Annotated in this window: 20 protein-coding genes; 12 read left to right on the top strand and 8 right to left on the bottom strand. The window is 55.2% G+C overall.

From position 1 onward, the window contains the following. Positions 1–35 precede the first annotated feature (35 nt). Positions 36–920, bottom strand: a complete 885-nt coding sequence (locus KK102_RS01825) for a helix-turn-helix domain-containing protein (protein WP_126544626.1) — start codon at positions 918–920, stop codon at positions 36–38. A 289-nt stretch (positions 921–1,209) separates the two neighbouring features. On the opposite strand from KK102_RS01825, the gene KK102_RS01820 reads away from it, so the two are divergent. Beyond that, positions 1,210–2,673 carry an EAL domain-containing protein gene (locus tag KK102_RS01820; RefSeq protein WP_216356812.1) on the top strand — a complete coding sequence of 488 codons (1,464 nt, stop codon included), beginning with the start codon at positions 1,210–1,212 and terminating at the stop codon, positions 2,671–2,673. A gap of 25 nt (positions 2,674–2,698) precedes the next feature. On the opposite strand, the gene KK102_RS01815 is transcribed toward KK102_RS01820, so the two are convergent. Beyond that, positions 2,699–2,971, bottom strand: coding sequence for an ElaB/YgaM/YqjD family protein (locus KK102_RS01815; RefSeq protein WP_010430933.1), 273 nt, complete (start codon positions 2,969–2,971; stop codon positions 2,699–2,701). 134 nt (positions 2,972–3,105) lie between these two features. After that, complete coding sequence (locus KK102_RS01810; protein ID WP_216356811.1) at positions 3,106–3,582, bottom strand: GNAT family N-acetyltransferase; 477 nt, start codon at positions 3,580–3,582, stop codon at positions 3,106–3,108. A 91-nt stretch (positions 3,583–3,673) separates the two neighbouring features. Between KK102_RS01810 and KK102_RS01805 the strand changes: the two genes are divergently transcribed. The 4 genes from KK102_RS01805 (at position 3,674) to KK102_RS01790 (ending at position 8,024) form a co-directional block, all read left to right on the top strand. Further along, a complete protein-coding gene (locus KK102_RS01805) occupies positions 3,674–4,597 on the top strand; it encodes a LysR family transcriptional regulator (RefSeq protein ID WP_216356810.1) in 924 nt (307 codons plus the stop codon). Positions 4,598–4,747: 150 nt separating this feature from the next. Further along, on the top strand, positions 4,748–5,023 hold the full coding sequence (locus KK102_RS01800; protein WP_063451370.1) for a metal/formaldehyde-sensitive transcriptional repressor: 276 nt from the start codon (positions 4,748–4,750) through the stop codon (positions 5,021–5,023). Positions 5,024–5,053: 30 nt separating this feature from the next. After that, positions 5,054–6,172 (top strand): S-(hydroxymethyl)glutathione dehydrogenase/class III alcohol dehydrogenase, encoded by a 1,119-nt coding sequence (locus KK102_RS01795; RefSeq protein ID WP_010430994.1) that lies wholly within the window; start codon positions 5,054–5,056, stop codon positions 6,170–6,172. Between the two features lie 160 nt (positions 6,173–6,332). Continuing rightward, positions 6,333–8,024 carry a methyl-accepting chemotaxis protein gene (locus tag KK102_RS01790; RefSeq protein ID WP_126544632.1) on the top strand — a complete coding sequence of 564 codons (1,692 nt, stop codon included), beginning with the start codon at positions 6,333–6,335 and terminating at the stop codon, positions 8,022–8,024. Between the two features lie 119 nt (positions 8,025–8,143). Here the strand turns inward: KK102_RS01790 and KK102_RS01785 are convergent, their stop codons facing one another. Both KK102_RS01785 and KK102_RS01780 read right to left on the bottom strand, forming a co-directional pair. After that, a complete protein-coding gene (locus KK102_RS01785) occupies positions 8,144–10,528 on the bottom strand; it encodes a glucose/quinate/shikimate family membrane-bound PQQ-dependent dehydrogenase (protein WP_216356809.1) in 2,385 nt (794 codons plus the stop codon). 261 nt (positions 10,529–10,789) lie between these two features. Next, on the bottom strand, positions 10,790–11,713 hold the full coding sequence (locus KK102_RS01780; protein ID WP_216356808.1) for a LysR substrate-binding domain-containing protein: 924 nt from the start codon (positions 11,711–11,713) through the stop codon (positions 10,790–10,792). 227 nt (positions 11,714–11,940) lie between these two features. On the opposite strand from KK102_RS01780, the gene hglS reads away from it, so the two are divergent. Both hglS and KK102_RS01770 read left to right on the top strand, forming a co-directional pair. Beyond that, positions 11,941–13,284 (top strand): 2-oxoadipate dioxygenase/decarboxylase HglS, encoded by a 1,344-nt coding sequence (gene hglS, locus KK102_RS01775; RefSeq protein ID WP_216356807.1) that lies wholly within the window; start codon positions 11,941–11,943, stop codon positions 13,282–13,284. Positions 13,285–13,326: 42 nt separating this feature from the next. After that, positions 13,327–14,832, top strand: coding sequence for a carboxylesterase/lipase family protein (locus KK102_RS01770; protein WP_216356806.1), 1,506 nt, complete (start codon positions 13,327–13,329; stop codon positions 14,830–14,832). On the opposite strand, the gene KK102_RS01765 is transcribed toward KK102_RS01770, so the two are convergent. Further along, entirely contained in the window at positions 14,819–15,661 is an 843-nt protein-coding gene (locus tag KK102_RS01765) for a LysR family transcriptional regulator (protein WP_216356805.1), read from the bottom strand. The genes KK102_RS01770 and KK102_RS01765 overlap by 14 nt on opposite strands. 113 nt (positions 15,662–15,774) lie before the next feature. Here KK102_RS01765 and KK102_RS01760 point away from each other — a divergent pair, with 113 nt between their 5' ends. The 4 genes from KK102_RS01760 (at position 15,775) to rimL (ending at position 20,268) form a co-directional block, all read left to right on the top strand. After that, on the top strand, positions 15,775–16,944 hold the full coding sequence (locus KK102_RS01760) for a pyridoxal phosphate-dependent aminotransferase (RefSeq protein ID WP_216356804.1): 1,170 nt from the start codon (positions 15,775–15,777) through the stop codon (positions 16,942–16,944). A 10-nt stretch (positions 16,945–16,954) separates the two neighbouring features. Next, positions 16,955–17,728, top strand: coding sequence for a transporter substrate-binding domain-containing protein (locus tag KK102_RS01755; RefSeq protein ID WP_216356803.1), 774 nt, complete (start codon positions 16,955–16,957; stop codon positions 17,726–17,728). Positions 17,729–17,970: 242 nt separating this feature from the next. Beyond that, positions 17,971–19,626, top strand: coding sequence for a glucan biosynthesis protein D (locus KK102_RS01750; protein WP_108417505.1), 1,656 nt, complete (start codon positions 17,971–17,973; stop codon positions 19,624–19,626). Positions 19,627–19,728: 102 nt separating this feature from the next. After that, positions 19,729–20,268, top strand: coding sequence for a 50S ribosomal protein L7/L12-serine acetyltransferase (gene rimL, locus KK102_RS01745; protein WP_216356802.1), 540 nt, complete (start codon positions 19,729–19,731; stop codon positions 20,266–20,268). Here the strand turns inward: rimL and ydcK are convergent. After that, positions 20,263–21,243, bottom strand: a complete 981-nt coding sequence (ydcK, locus tag KK102_RS01740; RefSeq protein WP_216356801.1) for a YdcK family protein — start codon at positions 21,241–21,243, stop codon at positions 20,263–20,265. The two genes, rimL and ydcK, sit on opposite strands and share 6 nt — an antisense overlap. 134 nt (positions 21,244–21,377) lie before the next feature. Between ydcK and tehB the strand changes: the two genes are divergently transcribed. Further along, complete coding sequence (gene tehB, locus KK102_RS01735) at positions 21,378–21,971, top strand: tellurite resistance methyltransferase TehB (protein ID WP_126544643.1); 594 nt, start codon at positions 21,378–21,380, stop codon at positions 21,969–21,971. Here tehB and pepT read toward each other — a convergent pair. Continuing rightward, complete coding sequence (gene pepT, locus KK102_RS01730) at positions 21,968–23,197, bottom strand: peptidase T (RefSeq protein WP_216356800.1); 1,230 nt, start codon at positions 23,195–23,197, stop codon at positions 21,968–21,970. The genes tehB and pepT overlap by 4 nt on opposite strands. Between the last annotated feature and the right edge of the window lie 86 nt (positions 23,198–23,283).

Genomic DNA, 23,283 nt, shown 5'->3' with positions numbered 1-23,283 from the left:
AATAGTGGCGTTCGGGATCCCGAACGCCATGTTAATTATACCGTTGACGTCACGTTATTGAGGTGGCGTCGTTCTTTCGGAACCACGTTGATGTAATGCGTGACATACGCGAAATACAAACCGGCATAATTTTCCACCAGTTCGATAAAGGCCGGGTAAATCGACATCCTTCCATCACCCCGATCTTTAAGATAGCCCGCCTCTTGCGCCGTTTTGATAATTCGGTTGACGTGAATGCGTGAAACAAAAAATTCTTTAGCGAGCGTGCTGGCAGAATAATCAATAATTGCGCCATGTGCTGATTTATTTTTTACCGCCTGTAGATAAAGATATAGCATAATCATCCGGCCTCCGTCTTTATCGATAAATAACCCCACTTCCGGTAAAACTTTCCTGAACGTTAACCCCCGAAAAAGGTATTCCGCCGCGCGCCGGAAAAAGTTATTTCTTAAAATATCATTATCCAACAAATTGACGTCAATATTAAATGCAGGATACAGAATGCTGACGGGTATAAATGCGCCGGACATATAGCGTTTAAGTTCATTCAATCCTTTTTCGGTTGGGGCAATTCTTGTTTTTCGCCTGTCTTCCGTACAGCGCCAGGTCCTGATGCGCCCGGTGGTTCGAAGTATCGTAATGATCGCAATGACGCTGTTGGGGCTGGCTATTTTATAGCGTGAACATAACTCTTTAATCTCTGAAACGGATTCGGCCTGATTTCCAAAAATAAAGCAACACATGGAGAGAATAATGTTAAATCGTGATTCCTGCAGCATTGTCTTGTAGAACAAAGGTTGTTTTTTGTAGATGGTATCATTAATTGTGTAGTGCTCTAATATTGCCTCGCCGAATCGCGGGTTGTGCTTTATAACATCCCTTCGATGTAGCAAGGCCCTGGATGAGATGTGATTATCCATAGCGTTTTTCTCGTGTTTAATGAACCGATAGATGAAGTGTTAAGCCTTCTTTTTCGGAATATTCATTATACCTGAGAAACTGTCGTTTGCGGTCGTTATTTGAAAAGAAAGATATATTTTCAGTCATGATAATGGGCAGGTGATTAACGCAAAGATGTTCCGGTCAATGGCGTCGATAACGATATCTTAACCACTCGGCGTGCTGTAAAATCATTATTCAAGCCAGGTGTATTCAGCTTTTTGCATTTATAAAAAATGAGATTGGCGCTTTCGTGCCCAGGAGCAGGTTATGACTCAAAAAACGTCTCTCAGAAATGCTGCTTGCGATGAGCAAAAATTTGTCATCTCAACCTGTTGTTTCACATTTCAGGGATATTGTCTGCTGCTCAAACAGTATGGGATAAACGCCTCACTTATTCACTTTGAGGAAGATGAGGTGCGCCAACGAGATCTTGAAGATATCGTTAAAAATCAGCATGCTAGCGTTTCAGTATTTCTTGGGAAGGGCGTTGTGGAACTTCTTGCCAGCCTGAAGCGGCTGGCATCAGTGCTGAACGCGCTGCCCGTTATTCGACGCGTAACCCTGTATGGTGACATCCCCGATGGTTGGCTCTATTGTACGCTGAGAAGCCTTTTAAATAATAGCCAGCAATTGTCAGTGATTCGTATATCCAGCGTTGCTGATTTGGCATCCAGCCTTAATATTCGCGGCGAAAATCTTAAGGAGCTTTCGCGCTTATTACGCAGCCAATATATGGCATCCGCCAATCAGGTAAAAATAAAAGGCTTAACAAAAAGAGAGATTGATGTTTTATTACGCTTCTACCGAGGGATGTCCGTAAAAGAGCAGTGTGAAAGCACTGGGTTGTCTAATAAAACTATTTATACTCACCGTAAGGAAGGGATGAATAAATTACATGTGATTAGACAATGGCTAAACGATCCGCGCAATTTCAGAGCGGAAAGCCGTGACGTCCTGCCCAATAGAAATGAAGGATTCACCGATAAAGAAGTCGATATCTATAACGCACTGTTGAAAAGGGAAATATTTCCAGCGTATCAGATCATTACCGATCGTGATAAAAAAGGGGTAGGTTTTGAGATACTTATTCGCTGGAATAAAAACGGTAAAATTGTTAAGCCCGCCAGCTTCCTTAATGATATCTCACATCATGAAATATGGTTAAAGATTACGGCGCTGGTCATCCATGCCGCCGTTTGCGGAATTAATAAATATAATGGGAAGTTTTATTTTTCCGTGAATATTCCACCTCGTCTGGCCTCCGGGAATGCCTTGCCGGATATGGCCCGGAAGGCTACCGGCATGCTGCTCAAACCGCAGTGGGCGGAAAAGCTGGTGTTTGAATTCGCGGAAAGCATTGATGTGATGAAGGACAGCAGGATCCCTGAAACCATGCGTCTCCTGCGGAAAACGGGGTGTAGGTTATTTTTGGACGACTGCTTCTCCAACCATCATACCCTGTTCCCCGTCAGGCAGGTGCATTTTGACGGGCTGAAGCTAGACCGGGATATCGTTGAACATTTTGTGGCAAATGATAATGACTACCATCTCATTAAAGCGATACAAATTTATAGCGACATGACCGGAACGGATTGCATCGCAGAGGGCGTTGACAGTGAAGAGAAATTTGAAAAATTAGTTGAGCTGGGGGTGAAAAGCTTCCAGGGTTATTATCTGTCACGGGCTGTGAAAGAGGAAGAATTAGACAGGATGGTAAGAATGTTTAGCTAGAAAATAAAGCCCCGGAGGGCCTTTATTATTTGCGTCCCAGCAACAGACCGAGAACAATACCCACAGCACCGGCGGCAATGAGCCCGGTCAGTGGATTATTCTTAACCGCTTCCGTTACGTCAGAAACGGCATCACTGGCCTGCGCGGCATATTTTCTCGCCGCACCTTTGACCTGATGCTTTGGTGAATCTACGAATTCACCAAACTGCTGCTGTGCTGAACCTGCCAGTTCATCAAGCTTATTTTTGGCTTTGTCTTCAGCGAACTGGGTGTTTTTATCGGCATTGATATCAGACATGTTTACCTCCTTTAGTGAGTAATTAAAGGATAGCCGCTCTTTGCCGATGTGAGAGACGAAAGGTTTATTTCGGCCCCTGGCAGGGCTGTTTTCGGATATATCTCTGTGCGTGAGACTCGCACAGAGAGACGCTGTTATTCGGCAAAACTTAGCAGCGCTTCACCATCAAGACGATAGCGAACCCATTCAGACTGCGGCAGCGCGCCTATGCTCAGGTAAAAATCAATGGCGGGCTGGTTCCAGTCCAGCACGCTCCATTCAAGGCGGCCGCACTGCCGTTTTACCGCGAGCTGCGCGATATGTTTCAGCAGCGCTCTTCCCGCGCCTTTGCCACGATAATCCGGGGAAACGTACAGGTCTTCCATGTAAATACCGTTGCGTCCTAGCCAGGTAGAATAGCTGGTGAAGAACACGGCATAGCCGGCGATCTTACCTTCACATTCCGCGATCAACGCTTCCGTTTGACCGCCGGTACCAAAGAGCGTTTCCCGGATCTCCTCTGCCGTGGTGACGACTTCTTCCGGTGCTTTTTCATACACGGCGAGCTCGTAGATCATGGCGTAAATTGCCGCCGCATCTTCGGGACGGGCCTGACGAATGGTTATGCTCATTGTTTTTCCTGTTTTTTTAGCCTGCATTTCGATTGATGGCGATAAGCATACGGAGTATTGTCCGAAGAATTAAGTGCAATGAAATCAACGAATGATGAATATTATGCATCCGGCACTGAGACGCCTTGATTTAAACCTGCTGCCCGTTTTCGACGCGATTTACCGCCACCGTTCCGTACGGTTGGCCGCTGATGAACTGGCGATGAGCACATCGGCACTGAGCCACGCGCTGTCGCGTTTGCGTATCACCCTTAATGACCCGCTTTTTTTTCGGGAAGGGCATCGCATGTCCCCCAGCGTGTATGCCACTCAGCTTGCGCCTTCTATTGCTTCCGCATTGTCGTTCCTGAATCATGAGCTGACCCCGCAGCCGGAGTTTGACCCGGCCAGCAATACCGAAAGCTTACAAATTGGGATTACGGACTTTACCGCGCTGTGCATTTTCCCCGTGCTGATGCACAAACTGCAGCTTGCTGCCCCGGGTTTGCGTTTCGAATTACGCTATCTGCCGCACAGCCCGGCGCTGACGGAACTGCTGGCGGGCGAAGTGGATCTCGCGCTGGGGTTCAGCACTCAGGATGATATCCGGCACCCGGAACTGGAAGAGATCGACTGGTTTGAAGATGAGTATGTGGTCATCAGCAACGCCCGGCGGACGCGTCTGACGCTGGAGGATTATCTTGCAGCCCGACACCTGGTGGTGACGCCATGGAATGAGAAGCAGGGCGTTCTGGACGTGCGGCTCGAACAACTGGGCTATACCCGGCAAATCGCGATCAAAACGCCGTCGATGCTCAGCGCGCCCTTTATCGTTGCGGAAAGTGACCTGCTGATGGCGATCCCCCGTTTTGCCGCTGAGAAGCTGACTGCGGCAGCGGACCTGAGGATTTTTCCTTTACCGTTTTCGATACGTACGTTTGAAGTGAAAATTTACTCGCATAAACGCAGCGGCCAGCGAGGCGCGACCCGCTGGCTTAAGGAGGAGCTGCAAATGCTGGCGCAGGCTGGCCGCTAAACGCCAGAATCCTGACCGAACTTGCTAATTATTTGCTTGGTTTATGAGATGCAGTTGAGGCGCTGCTGTTGTTGCAACATCAAATGGGAGGTTTACATCCTCAGACAACTAAAATACCATACCCCCCTATAGTATATTAACGGAGGGCGTATGCCGCATTCACCCGAAGATAAAAAACGCATTCTCACGCGCGTCCGTCGCATTCGGGGCCAGGTTGACGCCCTTGAACGTGCGCTGGAATCGGGCGAACCCTGCCTTGCCATATTGCAGCAAATCGCCGCCGTGCGCGGCGCTGCCAATGGCCTGATGGGCGAAATGGTCGAAATTCACCTCAAAGATGAGCTGGTGACGGGGGAGACAACCCCGGATCAGCGGGCAGTTCGGATGGCGGAAGTCGGCCATTTGCTGCGCTCTTATCTAAAATAAACCCACAGACATCACATAAGGGAAGTCATTATGAAATCACGCGCAGCCGTCGCATTTGGTCCAGGCCAGCCGTTAAAAATCGTTGAAATCGACGTTGCACCGCCAAAAAAAGGCGAAGTGCTGATCAAAATCACCCATACCGGCGTGTGCCATACCGATGCGTTTACGCTGTCCGGTGACGATCCTGAAGGCGTTTTCCCGGCGGTGCTTGGCCACGAAGGTGGCGGTATCGTGGTTGAAGTGGGCGAGGGCGTAACCAGCCTGAAGCCGGGCGATCATGTTATTCCTCTTTACACCGCTGAATGCGGCGAGTGTAAGTTCTGTAAATCCGGCAAAACCAACCTCTGTCAGGCCGTTCGCGCCACCCAGGGCAAAGGTCTGATGCCGGACGGTACTACCCGTTTCTCCTACAACGGCGAGCCGATTTATCACTACATGGGCACCAGCACGTTTAGCGAGTACACCGTCTGTGCGGAAATTTCACTGGCGAAGGTCAACCCGCAGGCGCCGCTGGATAAAGTCTGCCTGCTGGGCTGCGGCGTGACCACCGGTATCGGTGCGGTACACAACACCGCGAAAGTGAAAGAAGGCGATACCGTTGCGGTGTTCGGTCTCGGTGGGATCGGTCTGGCGGTTATTCAGGGCGCAGTGCAGGCGAAAGCTGGCCGTATCATTGCGGTGGACACCAACCCGGAAAAATTCAAGCTGGCGGGTGAAATGGGGGCGACCGATTTCGTGAACCCGAAAGATCACGAAAAGCCGGTGCAGGACGTAATTGTTGAGCTTACCGACGGCGGCGTTGATTTTAGCTTCGAGTGTATTGGCAACGTAAACGTCATGCGTTCCGCGCTGGAGTGCTGCCACAAAGGCTGGGGCGAGAGCATCATCATCGGCGTGGCGGGTGCGGGCCAGGAGATCAAAACGCGTCCATTCCAGCTGGTGACCGGTCGCGTGTGGCGTGGTTCGGCGTTTGGCGGCGTGAAAGGGCGTACCCAACTGCCGGGTATGGTTGAAGATGCGATGGTCGGCAAAATCCAGCTGGATCCGTTCATTACGCACCGTTTGCCGCTGGAGCAGATCAACGAAGCCTTCGATCTGATGCATGAAGGTAAATCCATTCGTACCGTCATTCATTTCGGCGACAAGTAACTCTTCTGCCAGCGGTTTTTCGCCGCTGGCGTTTCTTTAATAATCTTCTCTAAAGTGTGACCAGTGCGGCGTTTTTAGCCGTAATCTAAATCCCTGTCGTGCCGATGACTATCTAACAGGCGTGTTTTTACGCATCTTACCTATAAGAGAGTCGACGGTCATGGACAACACAACTTCGATGCAGGCGCAGCGCAGGCTGGGCTTCTTGCATCACATCAGGCTGGTTCCGCTGTTTTCCTCCATTCTCGGTGGCATTATTCTTCTGTTTGCCTTGAGCGCAGGTCTGGCGGGGTATTTCCTGTTGCAGGCGGATACCGATCAGCAGGATGTCACAGCAGAAATTCAGGTGCGTATGGGGCTTTCGAACAGCTCCAACCATTTACGTACCGCGCGAATTAATATGATCCATGCCGGTGCGGCGAGCCGTATCGCGGAAATGGAGGCGATGAAGCAAAACATCAGCGAGGCGGAAACGCGCATCAAGCAATCACAGGCAAGCTTTACCGCCTATATGAATCGCGCCGTGCGCACCTCCGCGGACGAAGCGCTGGATGCTGAGCTGAAAGCACGCTACGACGCCTATATTGCGGGGCTGCAGCCGATGGTCAAATTTGCCAAAAACGGCATGTTTGAGGCGATCATCAATCATGAGAACGAAACCGCACGTCCGCTGGATGACGCCTACAACGCCGTCCTGCTGAAGGCCATCAAAATCCGTACCGATCGCGCCAGCGCGCTGACAGCTCAGGCACACACCCGTACACAGCTTGGGCTGATGTTTATGGTCGGCGCGTTTGCGCTGGCGCTGGTGTTAACGGCCATGACCTTTGTGGTGCTGCGCCGGACGGTGATTAACCCGCTTCAGCGGGCTGCCACCCGCATTGAGAACATCGCGAAAGGTGATTTAACCATGCCGGACGATCCGACAAGCCGGAGCGAAATCGGTCGCCTGACGCGGGATCTGCAAACCATGCAGCATTCGCTGGTGACCACCGTAGGCACCGTGCGCCAGGGTGCAGAAGAGATTTATCGCGGCACCAGCGAGATCTCTGCGGGGAATACCGACCTCTCTTCTCGTACCGAACAGCAGGCAGCCGCGATTGAGCAGACCGCCGCCAGCATGGAGCAGTTGACCGCAACGGTGAAACAGAACGCCGATAACGCTCATCATGCCAGCAAACTGGCGGAAGATGCCTCCGGCAAAGCCAGCCGCGGCGGCCAGATGGTGTCCGGCGTGGTGAAAACGATGGGCAATATCTCGACCAGTTCGAAGAAAATTTCAGAAATTACCGCCGTGATTAACAGCATTGCCTTCCAGACCAACATTCTGGCGCTGAACGCTGCCGTTGAAGCGGCGCGTGCAGGCGAACAGGGACGAGGCTTTGCGGTAGTGGCGAGTGAAGTGCGCACGTTGGCAAGCCGCAGCGCCAACGCCGCGAAAGAGATTGAAAGCCTGATCAACGAGTCGGTGACCCTGATTGACCAGGGGTCGGGTGAAGTGGTCGCGGCCGGGAACACCATGAATGAAATCGTCGAGGCGGTGAAGCGCGTCACCGATATCATGCTGGAAATTGCTGCCGCGTCCGACGAGCAGAGCCGTGGCATTGTCCAGGTGAGCCAGGCCATTTCTGAAATGGATAAAGTCACCCAGCAAAACGCCTCGCTGGTGGAAGAAGCCTCAGCGGCCGCGGCATCGCTGGAAGAGCAGGGTGCGCGTCTGACGGAAGCAGTGGGGGCATTTCGGCTGAACGGGGCAACGGCGGGGCGTGCGGTAGCGTCTGCGCCAGTGGCGAAGGGCGTGCCGTTGCGCCAGGCGGCTACGGTTTCCGGAGATAACTGGGAGACGTTCTGAGTTGCCAGCAGTGTCGGGTGGCGCTGCGCTTACCCGACCTACAAAACCAGCCCAGTAGGCCCGCGTAAGCGAAGCGCCACCGGGCAAAAAAAGGGACCACATGGTCCCTTTTTCATCTGTTACTTCTTATCGGGTAACGCATACGCGATAACGTAATCACCGCGATCCGGCGACTGACGAGCTCCGCCTGCATTAATGATGATGTACTGTTTACCGGTTTTCGGTGAAACGTAGGTCATCGGCCCGGACTGGCTGCCTACCGGCAGGCGGTCTTTCCAGATCTCTTTCCCGGTGGCGGTATCAAACGCGCGCAGGTAGAAATCCTGAGTACCGGCGAAGAACAGCAGGCCAGACTGCGTGGAGAGCGATGCGCCAAGGGTTGGCATGCCGATGGGGATTGGCATATGCATACGAATGCCCAGCGGACCGGTATCTTCCACGGTGCCGACAGGAACCTGCCACACCAGCTTGCCGGATTTCAGATCGACCGCTGACATGGTGCCAAACGGCGGCTTCTGGCACGGAATGCCCAGCGGCGACAGGAAGCGCTCACGCATCGCGCCGAACGGCGTGCCGTCCATCGGGACAATCCCCATCTCAATGCCGCTTGCGTTTTTGGCAACATTCGCGCGAGGCACCATATAGTTCGCCAGACCCAGACGCATATCGTTGACGAACATCAGGCCGTTGTTAGGGTCAACCGACACGCTGCCCCAGTTCATCCCGCCGAGAGAACCAGGGAACTGCAGGGAACGGTCGAGGCCCGGTGGGGTAAAGACGCCCTGATGACGCATCTCTTTAAACTGAATACGGCACAGCAGCAGGTCAACAGGCGTCGCCCCCCACATGTCGGATTCGGTCAGCGTCTGGTTGCCAATCATCGGCATGCCCACGGAATACGGCTGGGTCGGAGAGTAGCGTTCACCCTCAACGTTACCCGCCGGAACGGGACGCTCTTCTACCTTCGCCACCGGCTTACCGGTTTCGCGGTTAAGCATGAAGATCATGCCCTGTTTGCTGGTCTGCACCAACACCGGCGTGGTGCCGCCTTTACCGTCAGGGAGATCGTACAGCAGCGGCTGAGAAGGCAGGTCAAAGTCCCACAGATCGTGGTGGGTGGTCTGGAAATGCCAGCGCACCTGACCGGTCGTTGCGTCGACGGCCACGATGGAGGAGCTGTATTTGTCGTCCAACTCGGTGCGTTCGCCCGCCCAGAAGTCCGGGGTGGCGTTGCCGGTTGGCAGATAAATCAGGTTGAGTTTTGCATCGTAAGACATAGCTGACCAGACGTTCGGCGTACCGCGCGTGTAGGTCTGGCCTTCCGGCGGCAGGCCGGTCAGGTTCGGATTACCCGGATCCCACGCCCAGGCCAGCTTGCCGGTGTGAACGTCGTAGGCGCGCACCACGCCCGGCGGTTCGCCGGTGGAGTAGTTATCCGCGACGCGACCGCCGACGACAACCACATTCCCGGCCACCAGCGGCGTGGAGGTCTGCTGATAATAACCGGGCTTAATTTCGCCCATGCCGACGCTCAGATCCACGGTGCCGTGATCGCCGAAGTCTTCGCAGACCTTGCCGTTATCCGCATTGATGGCAATCAGGCGGGCATCGGTAGTCGGCAGGAACAGGCGGCGAGGGCATGCTGCAGGCTGTGTTTCCGTCAGTGGGGCTGTCACGCTTGAGCTATCTTCAAAATAGCCCAGACCGCGGCAGCGCTGCCAGTTAGGGGCCGTCGCTTTAGAATCGTAACGCCATTTTTCTTTACCGGAATCGACGTCCAGCGCCAGCACTTTGCTGTACGGCGTACAGACGTACAGCGTGTCGCCAATCTGTAACGGTGTATTCTGATCTTCCGCGCCCGAGCCGTTGCTCTGCGGGATATCCCCGGTGTGTGCAACCCAGGCGACTTTCAGATCGCTGACGTTTTGCTTGTTAATCTGGTCCAGCGCGGCAAAGCGATCGCCGTGGGTCGTGTTCCCCCAGTGCGCCCAGTTTTTCTGCTGCTCGCCTTCGGCGACAGGTTTTACCGGCACCGATTCATTCGCGGCAACCAGCGTCTGCGGCTTAAACATCCAGCCCAGGCTGACCAGCATGACCACGGCCAGCACGGCGGCAATGCCAAAAGCGGGCGCTTTGTTAACCGGCTCACGGGTATTCGCGGCGCGCAGGAAGGGCCACACGATGGCGCACAGGAACGCCAGCACCGCGAAGGTGAAGAGGCGGGAAAAGAGCGGCCAAAAATCCCAGCCTGCATCGCTTACCGCCCAGAATAACGAGGCGATAAACGCGATACCATACAGCACGATGCCGCTGGTGCGGTTGGTGAAGATCAGGATGGCAGCAATTACCATCACTGCCCCCATGATCAGGAAGTACAGGCTTCCACCCACTGTCGCGAGCTTAAAGCCCAGCCCGCCGACTGCCAGACCGATGAGCATCATCAGTCCGACAAGGAGCCACTGCAGGATACGAGGTAACCCGCGTGGCGCGCTGCCAAATGCCATGTCTATCTCCTTAAATACGCCCGCCCGTCTGGTGTGCTGTACGCATCTGTACCAACTGGGTCATGCAGGACGGGCGTTATGATGTTTTTACCGTTTGAATAGCGTGAAATTCACTCATAAAAATTTGTGTGCGAACCATTTGGTGAATTCGCGGCTATGATAAAACTGTTAAATTGTTTTACGCAATTGTTAATGAATGATTTCGCATTATTTGCCCATGAGAAGGGAAACCCGCCTTTACGGCGGGCCAGGGCAGGGATATCAGGCTGGCATGGACTTGCGGATCGCGCTTAGCAGAGCTTGTGCGCCCGTGGAGAGCGGGGCATCAACACGGGTCAGGATCCCAATAGGTTCCCCGGCTCCGGGCGAGGTCACCGGGAGGGCGGTCAGGGTGCCGCGGCGTAAATCGTCTTTGACAGCACCTGAGGGGACGAACCAGACGTAGTCATAGTCCACGGTAAGCTGGCGCGAAAGGGAGGCTGACAGGGTTTCAATGCAGCCCGACGGGAGAGTGCAACCCTGCATTTCGAGTAGCGTTTCGGCACTCTGACGCGGGACCGTACCTTTTGGTGACACGACAACCGGCCACTCCATGACGCGGCTCAGGGTCACGGTGTCCTGCAATAGCGGATGATCGGGACGGACCACCAGCTTGAGTGATTCCAGGAACAAGAGTTCGTAATTGAGGCCGCTCATCAGTTCCGGATCGGACATTCTGCCTATACCCAGATCCAGCTCGCCCGCTTTCAGCCCGGCAAGCAGCATCGTGTTATTCATGGTGGCGACCTGAATCGTGGCGTGCTTTTGCTGCTTGTGAAACTGACCAATCACCGCGGGCAAAATGCCCAGCGCCGCGGTAGGAAGCGCGCCCACGCGCACGATATCGCTGGCAGGTTCCTCTTTCCGGTTCAGCGCCTGGCCTGCCGTGTTGAGGGCATCCAGCACTTTTACCGCGTGCGTCAGAAATTGCTCACCCACGATCGTGAGCTGTGCGCCCAGACGACCGCGATCGAAGAGCCGCGTTCCGGTAAGCTGTTCCAGCTCGTTCAGGGTTTTTGATAGTGCAGGTTGACTCAGGTTAAGGGTTTCAGCCGCACGCCCCAGCGTTCCCTGTTGAGCGACGGCCACAAATGTATGCAAATGGCGCAAGCGTATGCGCTGACTGAACAGACCATTTTTTTCCATAGGCGATGTTAAAAACAGAGCGATGAGGGTGACAAGTTAAGTTGTTTGATTTTGATAACTTGATAGCAAAATATTTTTAACATTTGATCTATTTGAGTTACAACCTGTTTTTGGTCATGGACAGGCTTTGACCACTCGCCTGTCTGGATCACAATTCGTAAATTCTTCCCGCCGGAAGGAACGGGCTTCTCTACACTCCAGGTAATATTCACTGGAGGCATGACATCATGGCGAACACCATCACGGCTGATGATATTCGGGAACACTTTTCGCAGGCTATGTCGGCGATGTACCAGCAGGAAGTTCCGCAGTACGGCACCTTACTGGAACTGGTGGCGGACGTTAACCTGGCGGTTCTTGAAAATAATCCACTCTTACATGAACAGCTGGCGAACGCGGATGAACTCGCGCGCCTGAATGTTGAACGTCACGGCGCAATTCGCGTCGGCACCGCGCGGGAACTGTCCACCCTGCGCCGCATGTTCGCCATTATGGGAATGTATCCGGTCAGCTATTACGATCTCTCGCAGGCGGCGGTGCCTGTTCATTCCACGGCGTTCCGCCCGGTGGACGATGCGGCGCTGTGTCGTAATCCGTTTCGGATTTTTACCTCGCTGCTGCGCCTGGAGCTGATTGAAAATGTCGGGCTGCGCGAGCGTGCCGTCGGGATCCTCGCCCAGCGGAACATATTCACGCCGCGTTGCCTGGAACTGATCGACCTGCATGAGTCAGAAGGCGCATTCACTGAAACGCAGGCGCGCGAGTTTGTTCAGGAAGCGCTGGAAACATTCCGCTGGCATAGCCATGCAACGGTCGACCAGGAAACCTATCTGGCGCTGAGCAAAGAACATAAGCTGATTGCCGACGTGGTGTGCTTCCCCGGCTGCCACATCAACCATCTGACCCCACGCACGCTGGATATCGACCGGGTGCAGGAGCTGATGCCGAAGTACGGCATTGAGCCAAAAATCCTGATTGAAGGGCCGCCGCGCCGTGAGGTGCCGATCCTGCTGCGTCAGACCAGCTTTAAGGCGCTGGAAGAACCGGTTCTTTTCGCCGGGGAACATAAGGGAACGCATACCGCACGCTTCGGTGAAATTGAACAGCGTGGCGTTGCGCTGACGCCGAAAGGTCGGGAGCTGTACGACAGTCTGTTAAGCCAGGCCGGTACCGGTAAAGATAACCTTACGCACCAGCTGCATCTGCGCGAGGTGTTTAGCGCATTTCCGGACAGCGAAATGTTCCTGCGCCGTCAGGAGCTGGCCTATTTCCGCTATCGCCTGACGCCAGCGGGTGAAGCGCATCGGCACGCGTTTCGACCGGGAGACGATCCGCAGCCGCTGATCGAACGCGGCTGGGTGGTTGCTCAACCTATAACGTATGAAGATTTTCTGCCGGTTAGCGCGGCGGGTATTTTCCAGTCCAACCTCGGAAATGAAACGCAGGCGCGTAGTCAGGGAAATGCCAGCCGCGAGGCCTTTGAAGCGGCGCTGGGCTGTACGGTGTATGACGAATTCACGCTCTATCAGGAGGCGGAAGCGCGCAGCAAACAGCGTTGCGGTTTGCTCTGAAATCGTTACTCTGCAGGGGTGTGATGGAAAAAGAAGGTGGTTATGCAAAAACCCTCCGCCCCTGTGGTTGAAACGCGCCAGGGCGCACTGGCTGGTTTCACGGACAACAATATTCATGTGTGGTGTGGGATCCCCTACGCTGCACCGCCGGTGGGCGACTGGCGCTGGCGCTCTCCGCGTCCTCCGGAAAGCTGGGAGGGCGAACGGCAGGCAACGACGTTTTCGCCCTCAAGCTGGCAAAACATTGAGTACTGCAAGGAGCTGGGCGGCGGCGATCCCGGCCAGTTCTCGGAAGATTGTCTCTATCTTAACGTCTGGTCTCCCGTCGATCGCGCCGGGCCGCTTCCGGTCATGGTCTGGCTGCACGGCGGCGGGTACACGATTGGTGCCGGTAGCCTGCCGCCATACGACGGTAAAGCGCTGGCGTCGCGCGGCGTGGTGGTTGTGACGATCAACTACCGTCTGGGTCATCTCGGCTTTTTCGCGCATCCGGCGCTGGAAGGTGAAGAAAGCCGCGTGGTGCATAACTTTGCGCTACTTGACCAGATCGCCGCGCTGGAGTGGGTGCGGGATAACATTGCCGCGTTTGGCGGGGATCCGAACTGCGTGACGCTGTTTGGTGAATCTGCGGGCGCGCGCAGCGTGTTGTCGCTGATGGCATCGCCGCTGGCGGAAGGATTGTTCCATAAAGCGATCGTGCAAAGCGGGTACACCTTACCGGATACGCCGCGCGAGAAAGCTCTGCAAAAAGGGGAAGCGATAGCCGCCCATTTTGGGCTGGAGAACGCCACCGCCGGGCAGCTGCGCGCGCTGCCGCCTGAGGCCTTCTGGCCGCTCACGTCGCCGCTGAACGTTGCGCCTGCGCCCGTCGTCGGGGATTGCGTCCTGCCGGAAGCGATGCTGGATGTGTTCTTTGCCGCGCGACAGCATCCCGTTCCGCTAATGATTGGGTCGAACAGCGATGAAGCCAGCGTGATGGCGGTGTTTGGCGTGGATCTTGCCGGGCAGATTCAGAAGCTTCGCCAGGAACGACGCTTTGGCCTGGGGCTGATTAAGCTGCTCTATCCGGGCGTGAAGGGGGATGAAGAGCTGGGCAGGCAGGTGTGCCGCGATATGGCCTTTACCACGATGGGCTATGTGGCGATGCAGGCTCAACAGCGTGTGGGCGGGCTGTGCTGGCGCTACTGGTTTGATTATGTCGCGGAAGCGGAACATGGCACCTATATCAACGGTGCCTGGCACGGCAATGAAGTGCCTTACGTATTCGATACCCTGGGCCAGGTGGAACCTTCGCGTCAGTACGTGAACGAACGCGATCTGCAGTTTGCTGCCCAGGTCGCGGATTACTGGGTGAGCTTCGCGCGCGAGGCCGGGGCGCAGGACGGCTTATCCGGCCCGGTGTACTGGCTCGCCTGTCGCAAAGGGCGCGACGTATTGTTGCGTATTGGAGTGAATAAACATGCAGGTTTCAGGCTTGAAAACCGCTTTATGCGCGCCCGCATGAGTCTGTTCAAACGGGTGATGAAGCACCACGTCAGCCTCGATTAAGCAAGCAGGCGCGAAACGCCGCCAGGCCATTTTCCTCGCCTGGCGTTTCGCGCAGCACAAGCCGGTAGCTCGCGCCAGTTTTTATGCTTGTCTCATAAGGCCGCATCAGCCTTCCTGCGCGAATATCTTCCGCCACCAGCGTTTCGTCGGCTATGGCGACGCCGAGTCCCTGAATGGCGGCAGTGATGGCGAGATCCATAGTGTCGAAGTGTTGATTTTTGTGCATAACAAACGCCGGGCTTTCCTGTTTCGCCAGCCACAATGACCAGTCGGTTTTATCTCTTGTCGGATGAAGAAAGGTCAAAGCGCCCAGCGCTGCGCCTGCCCGGAGCGGGCTAAGCACCGGCGTCAGCGCTTCTTCAAACAGCAAATCGCCCGCGCTCATGTGGGTGCCGAAAACAATGGCGGCATCGTAAGACTCGGTTTTGAAATTGACGTTGTGATCGGTCGTGGTGGTCAACGCAATTTGCAGATCCGGCTGTTCGCGCTCCACGTCCAGCAGCCGGGGAATTAGCCAGCGCATGGCGCAGGTCGGCGCTTTCAGGCGAATGACGGTCTGGTGCGCCCGCGCCCGATCCGCGACGTTCAATAACTGCGTAAAGGCCGATTGCATTTCAGGAAGCAGGGCACTGCCCTGAGGAGAGAGCCGCAGCCCGCGCGCATGGCGTTCGAACAGGGGAAAGCCAAACCACGCTTCGAGTGAGGCAATTTTGCGGCTCACGGCACCCTGCGTCAGGCAAAGCTCCTGCGCCGCATGGGTAAGGTTCAGATGACGCGCAGTGATCAAAAAGGCGTCGATGGCATTAAGCGGGAATGAACGGCGCGACATACTACACCTCAGCTATGCATTTTTCTCATGACTATTATGACAACAATTCGATTGTCCCGACAGCGGAGATGTTGTTTGAATAGTTATGCAACAACCATGAGAAGGGACAGAGGATGACTTTACAGACACCGGTGCAAACCCGTTCAAAATTGCCTGACGTGGGGACCACGATTTTTACCGTTATCGGGCAGCTTTCTGCACAGCATAACGCCATCAACCTTTCTCAGGGCGCGCCCAATTTTTCCTGCGACCCAAAGCTTATCGCCGGTGTCACCCGCGCCATGGAGGCGGGGCATAACCAGTACGCGGCAATGACGGGCCTGAGCGCCCTGAAAGAACGCATTGCGGAAAAGATTGCCACGCTTTACGGCACCCGGTATGACCCCGGCAGCGAAGTGCTGGTGACCGCCAGCGCCAGTGAAGGGCTCTACTCGGCCATTAGCGGGCTGGTCCATCCTGGCGATGAGGTGATTTACTTCGAACCGTCATTTGACAGCTACGCGCCGATAGTGCGGTTGCAGGGGGCGACACCCGTTGCCATTAAGCTGACCGTTCCGGATTTTGCCGTTAACTGGGACGAGGTTCGCGCCGCGATTACGCCGCGCACGCGTATGATCATCATCAACACGCCGCATAATCCGAGTGGTCAGGTCTTCTCAGCGAACGATCTGCAACAGCTGGTGGCGGTGACCCGTAATACCGACATCATTATTTTGTCTGACGAAGTGTACGAGCACGTCGTTTTTGACGGCGAGCCGCACCACGGCATGGCGACGCATCCGCAGCTGGCGGAGCGCAGCGTGATTATCTCATCGTTCGGAAAAACCTATCACGTCACCGGCTGGCGAGTGGGTTACTGTGTTGCCCCGGCGGTGCTGATGGACGAGATTTGTAAAGTCCATCAATTTTTAATGTTTTCTGCCGATACGCCAATGCAGCACGCGTTTGCTGAACACATGGTCGATCCGCAAACCTGGCTGTCGCTCTCTGCATTCTATCAACGCAAGCGCGACCTGCTGCAAAGTTTGCTGGCGGAATCACCGTTCCGACTGCTGCCAAGTGCCGGATCGTTCTTCCTGCTGGCGGACTACAGCCATTTCAGCGACGAGCGCGACAGCGAGATGGTCAAACGGCTGATCGTCGAGTGTGGCGTGGCCACCATTCCGCTGTCGGCGTTTTACGCGGACGGCACGGATAATAAATTGATTCGTCTCTCTTTTGCCAAAGATGAGGCGACGTTACGGGCAGGTGCCCAAGCCCTGTGTCGGGTTAAACCACGCTGAGGAGTGTGAGATGAAATTACGCGCGTTAATAGTCGGCATGGGATTGCTGTGTACGTTTTCTTCCTTCGCTGCCACCGAGTTACGTTACGGCCTTGAGGCGGAATATCCGCCGTTTGAAAGCCGAAATGCGGCAGGCGAACTGGAAGGGTTCGACGTTGAGCTGGGCAACGCTATCTGCAAAGCGGCAGCGCTGAAGTGCAGCTGGGTTGAAACCTCATTTGATGCGTTGATCCCGGGCCTGGTGGCGAAAAAATTCGATGCCATTAACTCGGCGATGAACATCACCGAGCAGCGCCGCAAAAGCATTGATTTTACCCAGGCGATTTACCGCATTCCGTCGCAGCTGGTCGGCAAAGCCGGTACGGCAGTAGACACGACGGCTGAAGGGCTGAAGGGGAAAACCATTGGCGTACTGCAGGGGTCCATTCAGGAAACCTATGCCAAAGAGCACTGGGAAAAACATGGTGTCACCGTGGTGTCTTATAAAGATCAGAATATGGCGTGGGGCGATCTGCTAAATGGCCGTATCGACGCCTCGCTGGTGATGTCCGCGGCCGGGCAGGCAGGTTTCCTCAGCAAGCCGCAGGGTAAAGGGTTTGGCTTTATCGGCAAACCGGTGTCTGACGACACTATCCTCGGCAGTGGGATCGGTTTTGGGTTGCGCAAAGGTGACGAGGCCACCAAAAAGCAGCTTGATGCCGCGATTGATAAAGTACGTGCCGACGGCACGATCGCTAAACTCGCTGATAAGTACTTCCCGGGTATCGATGTCAGCGTAAAATAACCGCCTCGTTAGCCCCGGTGAGTGATGTCGCGCCGGGGCATTTTTCTACACATTTTCCAGGCTTTCTTTACACCACTTTCGGGCCGTTCTGGTCGACAGAAAATATTTCTCACTTTGTTCATATAATCACCGGCCAACAATTGGATTCTTAACCATTTTTGTTTAGGCTGTGCGTTCTTTCTTGCCGTCATTTCGCCGCGCGCGAAACACATTCACACGACCATAAGGACGTTTTTCCAGGCATGAATCGCAGACGTTTTCTAAAAGGCTCGCTTGCAATGGCTGCCCTGAGCGGCACATCTGGCCTTGCTTCCCTGTTTTCCAAAGCGGCTTACGCGGCTGACTCTGACATTGCAGACGGCCAGAGCCGTCGTTTCGACTTCTCCGTACTGCAATCCATGGCGCATGACCTGGCGAAAACCCCGTGGGGTGGCGCGCCGCGTCCGCTGCCGGAGACGCTGGCAACCATGACGCCGCAGGCGTATAACGCCATCCGCTACGACGAAAAACAGTCTCTGTGGAATAACATCGAAGGCCGTCAGCTGGACGTGCAGTTCTTCCATATGGGGATGGGTTTCCGCCGCCGCGTGCGTATGTTCTCGCTGGATCAAACAACCTCTCAGGCGCGTGAGATCCACTTCCGCCCTGAACTGTTCAGCTACGGCGACACGGGTGTGGATACCAAACAGCTTGAAGGCCAGAGCGATCTCGGTTTTGCAGGCTTCCGCGCCTTTAAAGCCCCCGAGCTGGCGCGTCGCGACATCGTCTCGTTCCTCGGTGCGAGCTACTTCCGCGCGGTGGATGACACCTATCAGTACGGCCTTTCCGCACGCGGTCTGGCGGTGGATACCTTCACCGACACGCCGGAAGAGTTCCCGGATTTCACCTCCTTCTGGTTTGAAACCGTTAAGCCGGGCGATACCACCTTTACCGTTTACACGCTGCTGGATAGCCCAAGCATCACCGGTGCCTATAAGTTCGTGATCCACTGCGAAAAGAGTCAGGTGATTATGGAGGTGGAAAACCATCTCTATGCGCGTAAAGACATCAAGCAGTTGGGCATCGCGCCGATGACCAGCATGTTCAGCTGCGGCAACAACGAACGCCGCATGTGCGACACCATTCACCCGCAAATCCACGACTCTGACCGACTGGCGATGTGGCGCGGCAACGGGGAGTGGATTTGTCGTCCGCTGAATAACCCGCAGAAGCTGCAGTTCAATGCCTACATGGATAAGAACCCGAAGGGCTTTGGCCTGCTGCAGCTTGACCGCGATTTCTCTCACTATCAGGACGTGATGGGCTGGTATAACAAACGTCCAAGCCTGTGGGTGGAGCCGCGAAACAACTGGGGGAAAGGCGCGGTAGGGCTGATGGAGATCCCGACGACCGGCGAAACGCTGGATAACGTGGTCTGCTTCTGGCAGCCTGAGAAGCCGGTGGAAGCGGGGGACGAGCTGGACTTCAAATACCGCCTTTACTGGAGCGCGCAGCCGCCGGTGCGTTCTCCGCTGGCGAACGTCTTCGCCACCCGTACCGGTATGGGCGGCTTCCCGGAAGGCTGGGCGCCGGGCGAAAACTACCCGAAAGTGTGGGCCCGTCGCTTTGCCATCGACTTCGTCGGCGGCGACCTGAAGGCCGCTGCGCCAAAAGGCATTGAGCCGGTGATCACGCTCTCCAGCGGTGAAGCGAAGCAGGTTGAGATCCTCTACGTCGAGCCGTTTGACGGCTATCGCATACTGTTTGACTGGTACCCGACCTCGGATTCGACGGAACCGGTGGATATGCGCCTGTTCCTGCGCTGCCAGGGCGACGCTATCAGCGAAACCTGGCTGTATCAGTATTTCCCGCCGGCGCCGGATAAGCGTAACTACGTTGACGACCGGATAATGCGTTAACGTTTGTGGGGTTGTGCCGGGTGGCGGCTTCGCTTTACCCGGCCTACGTTTCGATACTGTAGGCCCGGTAAGCGCAGCGCCACCGGGCGATGACGAGGCACCATGACATCTGAAATCATTCCCGTTTCACAACACATTGAACTGCGCTCCGTCGAAGAGCGTTACACCGCCGACCTGCACAACCTCGTCATCAAAAACAAAATCTTCCTGCAAACCGCCTTTGACTGGGCGCAGCACGTGGGCAGCGAAGAGGATACCCGTCGCAACGTGCAGAGCAACCAGATGCTGCACCAGCGCGGTTACGCCAAAATGTTTCTGATCTTCAGGGATGATGCGCTGGTTGGCGTGCTGTCGTTCAACACGATTGAACCGACCAACAAAACCGGCTACATCGGCTACTGGCTGGATGAAGACCACCAGGGGCAGGGCATTCTCTCTCAGTCACTGCAGGCGTTCATGCGCTACTACGTCGAACGCGGTGAGATCCGCCGTTTTGTGATCAAGTGCCGGGTGGCGAATCAGCACAGCAACGGCGTTGCCGTGCGCAACGGTTTTACGCTGGAAGGGTGCCTGCGGGAAGCGGAATACCTGAATGGCCGCTTTGACGATGTGAACATTTACGGCAAGATCTCTACCCTATAACGCCCCCAGCAGCGGGGTGCGGGTGATGCGCTGGTCGCCGTTAATCACTTTTTCGCCGCGCAGGTGAATGCTCTCGCCGGCAAACGCTTCAATGACCGCGTCGTCGGTGATTTCAACCCGATGTTCGATGAGCACATCACCGCTTATTCGCGCGCGCCCCTGGATCACCACTTTATCATCCAGCATGATCGGCCCGCCGCGCAGCCAGGCCTGACCGCCAATCAGGACGTGGTGCTTGATGACGCAGTTTCCCTCCACCACCGCGTTTTCCGCCACCTGGGAGCTGTAGCGCACGGTGGGGATAGCGTCGTCATCAAAGCCCGCAATGAGGCGCGCGTTGCCGTACACTTTAGCGCAGTCACAGACCCAGACGTTATTGAGATCGTTCCCCTCCAGGATGGCCCTGTCGAAGACTTCAGCACGGTGTTCAATAAAGGCATAGCTGACCAGCGCATCGCCGTAGATTTGCGCCTGATGCACAATGCGCGACTCGCTCACCGTGGCCCGGTCATAAATTTTGAGGATCTGTTCCTGGTCGGGCGTTAAGCCTTTCGCGGCAATCACTATGCTGTTGTGGATCACGCGGGCATCACCGTAAATATGGCATTCGCCGCGTACGGTAGATTGCTGAATAGTGACGTTGTCACTTATTTTTGCCTCATGGCTCACCTGTGCATTGTCCAGCCAGCTGTTACCGCCGACGCAGGCACGGTGGCTCACGACGCAAGGCTGGGTAAGACGAGCGTTATCCGATATTGTCGCGCCCGCAAATACCACGCTGTTCTCGTCGTAGATCCAGCAGTCCCCGTCCTGCGCGAGGGCGCTCTCGTCGTCAATCCAGCCGCCTGTCGTGCCGGCCGTCACGTCGTTAAAATCCGCCGTGGCGATAATCTGCCGCAGCGTGGCTGAGTGGGTTGTCTCGCCGTTTTTCCACTGCCAGAGGCGGGTCTCGTCGCTAAGGCGGTATTTGTTCATTTTTAGGTCTCTGATAAGCGTCTTAACTAAACGTAGCAAATTTTTCGGTTTTCGAACGGTTGGCAACCTGAGGAGAAACGCCTTAAAATGGCATTCAAAATACACTTTCAACTTACGCAGGTTCAGGAAGAATAATGACCGTCGATGAGAATTACTTCACAGAGAAATATGGCTTAACCCGTACCCATTCAGAGGTGCTGTACAGCGCGGAGATCGTTAAACCGGGTAAAACGCTGGACCTGGGCTGCGGCAACGGCCGCAACAGCCTTTACCTGGCGGCCAACGGCTACGATGTCACCGCCTGGGATAAAAACCCGATGAGCATTGACAACATCGAGCGCATCAAAGCGGCAGAAGGGATTACGACGCTGCAGACCGCGATCAAAGATCTAAACAACCTGAGCTTTGACGGTGAGTATGATTTTATCCTCTCAACCGTAGTGCTGATGTTCCTGGAAGCGAACACCATCCCTGGTCTTATCGCCAATATGCAGCGCTGCACGAAGCCGGGCGGCTACAACCTCATCGTGGCCGCCATGGATACGGCAGATTACCCGTGCACCGTCGGCTTCCCGTTTGCGTTTAAAGCCGGTGAGTTGAGCAACTACTATGAAGGCTGGGCGTTGCTCAAATACAACGAAGAGGTGGGCGAACTGCACCGCACCGACGAAAACGGCAACCGCATCAAGCTGCGCTTTGCCACCATGCTGGCACGCAAGCCCGCTTAGCGGGCGGCCAGCAGGCAGATCTGCAGGGCAGTGTTGTACGACGCCTCGAACGACGACAGCGGTAAAAACTCGAACTTCGAGTGGAAGTTATGCGCGCCGGTGAAGAAGTTCGGGGTAAGCAGTCCTTTTGCCGAGAGCGCCGCGCCGTCTGTACCGCCGCGCATTGGCGTTGGTTTTGGCGTGATGCCGAGCGATTCCATCGCCTCGAACATCAGATCGATGGCGCGTCGGTCTTCGCCAATCGCATTGCTGATATTGCTGTAGGTATCTTCAATGCGATAGTCCACGCTGGCCGTCGGATATTGGGCGGCAATCAGCGCGGCCACGTCGGCAATCTGCTGCTTGCGCGCGGCAAAGCGCTCCTTGTCAAAGTCGCGGATATTGGCCTTAAGAACGGCCTCGTTCTGTCCGGCCTGAATGCCGTTAAACCAGATATAGCCTTCACGTCCCTCGGTGCATTCGGGCGTTTGCTGGCGGTCAAAATGGCTGATGTAGTCAGTCGCCATCAGCAGGGGATTCACCAGCACGCCTTTCGCGGACATCGGGTGCGCCGTCACGCCGGTAAAACGGATCTCCGCCGCTGCCGCGTTAAAATTCTCGTAGACAATTTCACCCAGCTCGCAGCAGTCGATGGTCCAGGCAAAGTCGACGTCGAAGCGCTTAAGATCCAGCGCTTTGGCGCCGTTCAGGCCGATCTCTTCGTCAGGCACAAACGCCACGACGATATCGCCATGCCGATGCTCTGCCGACAGGTTTTCCAGCACCGTCATGACCACCGTGACCGCCGATTTATTATCCGCGCCCAATACGCTGGTACCGTCGCTGAAAATAATCTCCTCATTCGGATAAGCCAGAATTTCCGGATGCTCTTTAACCCGCAGCCAGATGTCATTCTCTTTATTCAGACAGAGATCTTCACCGGTAAAGGTTAATATTTGTGGATGAATATCCGGTGACAGTCCCACGTCCACGGTATCGATATGGGTAATAAAGCCGATGCGCGGCGCACCGGGCACGTTGCCTTTTTTTACCGCCGTTACCGTGGCGAATTCATCAATCACAATATCGTCTAACCCTAGCTGTGCCAGCTCCTGCGCAAGCTCCCGCGCCATGTCGTGCTGGCCCGGCGTTGAGGGCAGGGTTTTGACTTTAGGGTCGCTCTGGCTGGTGATCGCGAGATAGCGGAAAAAACGGTGCGTTAATTGTCTGGAAAGCGGCGAGCCCATAGTGATTTATTCCTTATTTATTTATCAGGTGTTTGCCACATCACTTTAATGTTATTTATGAAATGGCAAAAGAATTAATTAGCCGT

It is taken from the genome of Enterobacter quasimori (assembly GCF_018597345.1).
In the GTDB taxonomy this organism is placed as follows: Bacteria; Pseudomonadota; Gammaproteobacteria; order Enterobacterales; family Enterobacteriaceae; genus Enterobacter; species Enterobacter mori.
This window is presented reverse-complemented; position numbering and strand designations above follow the sequence as displayed.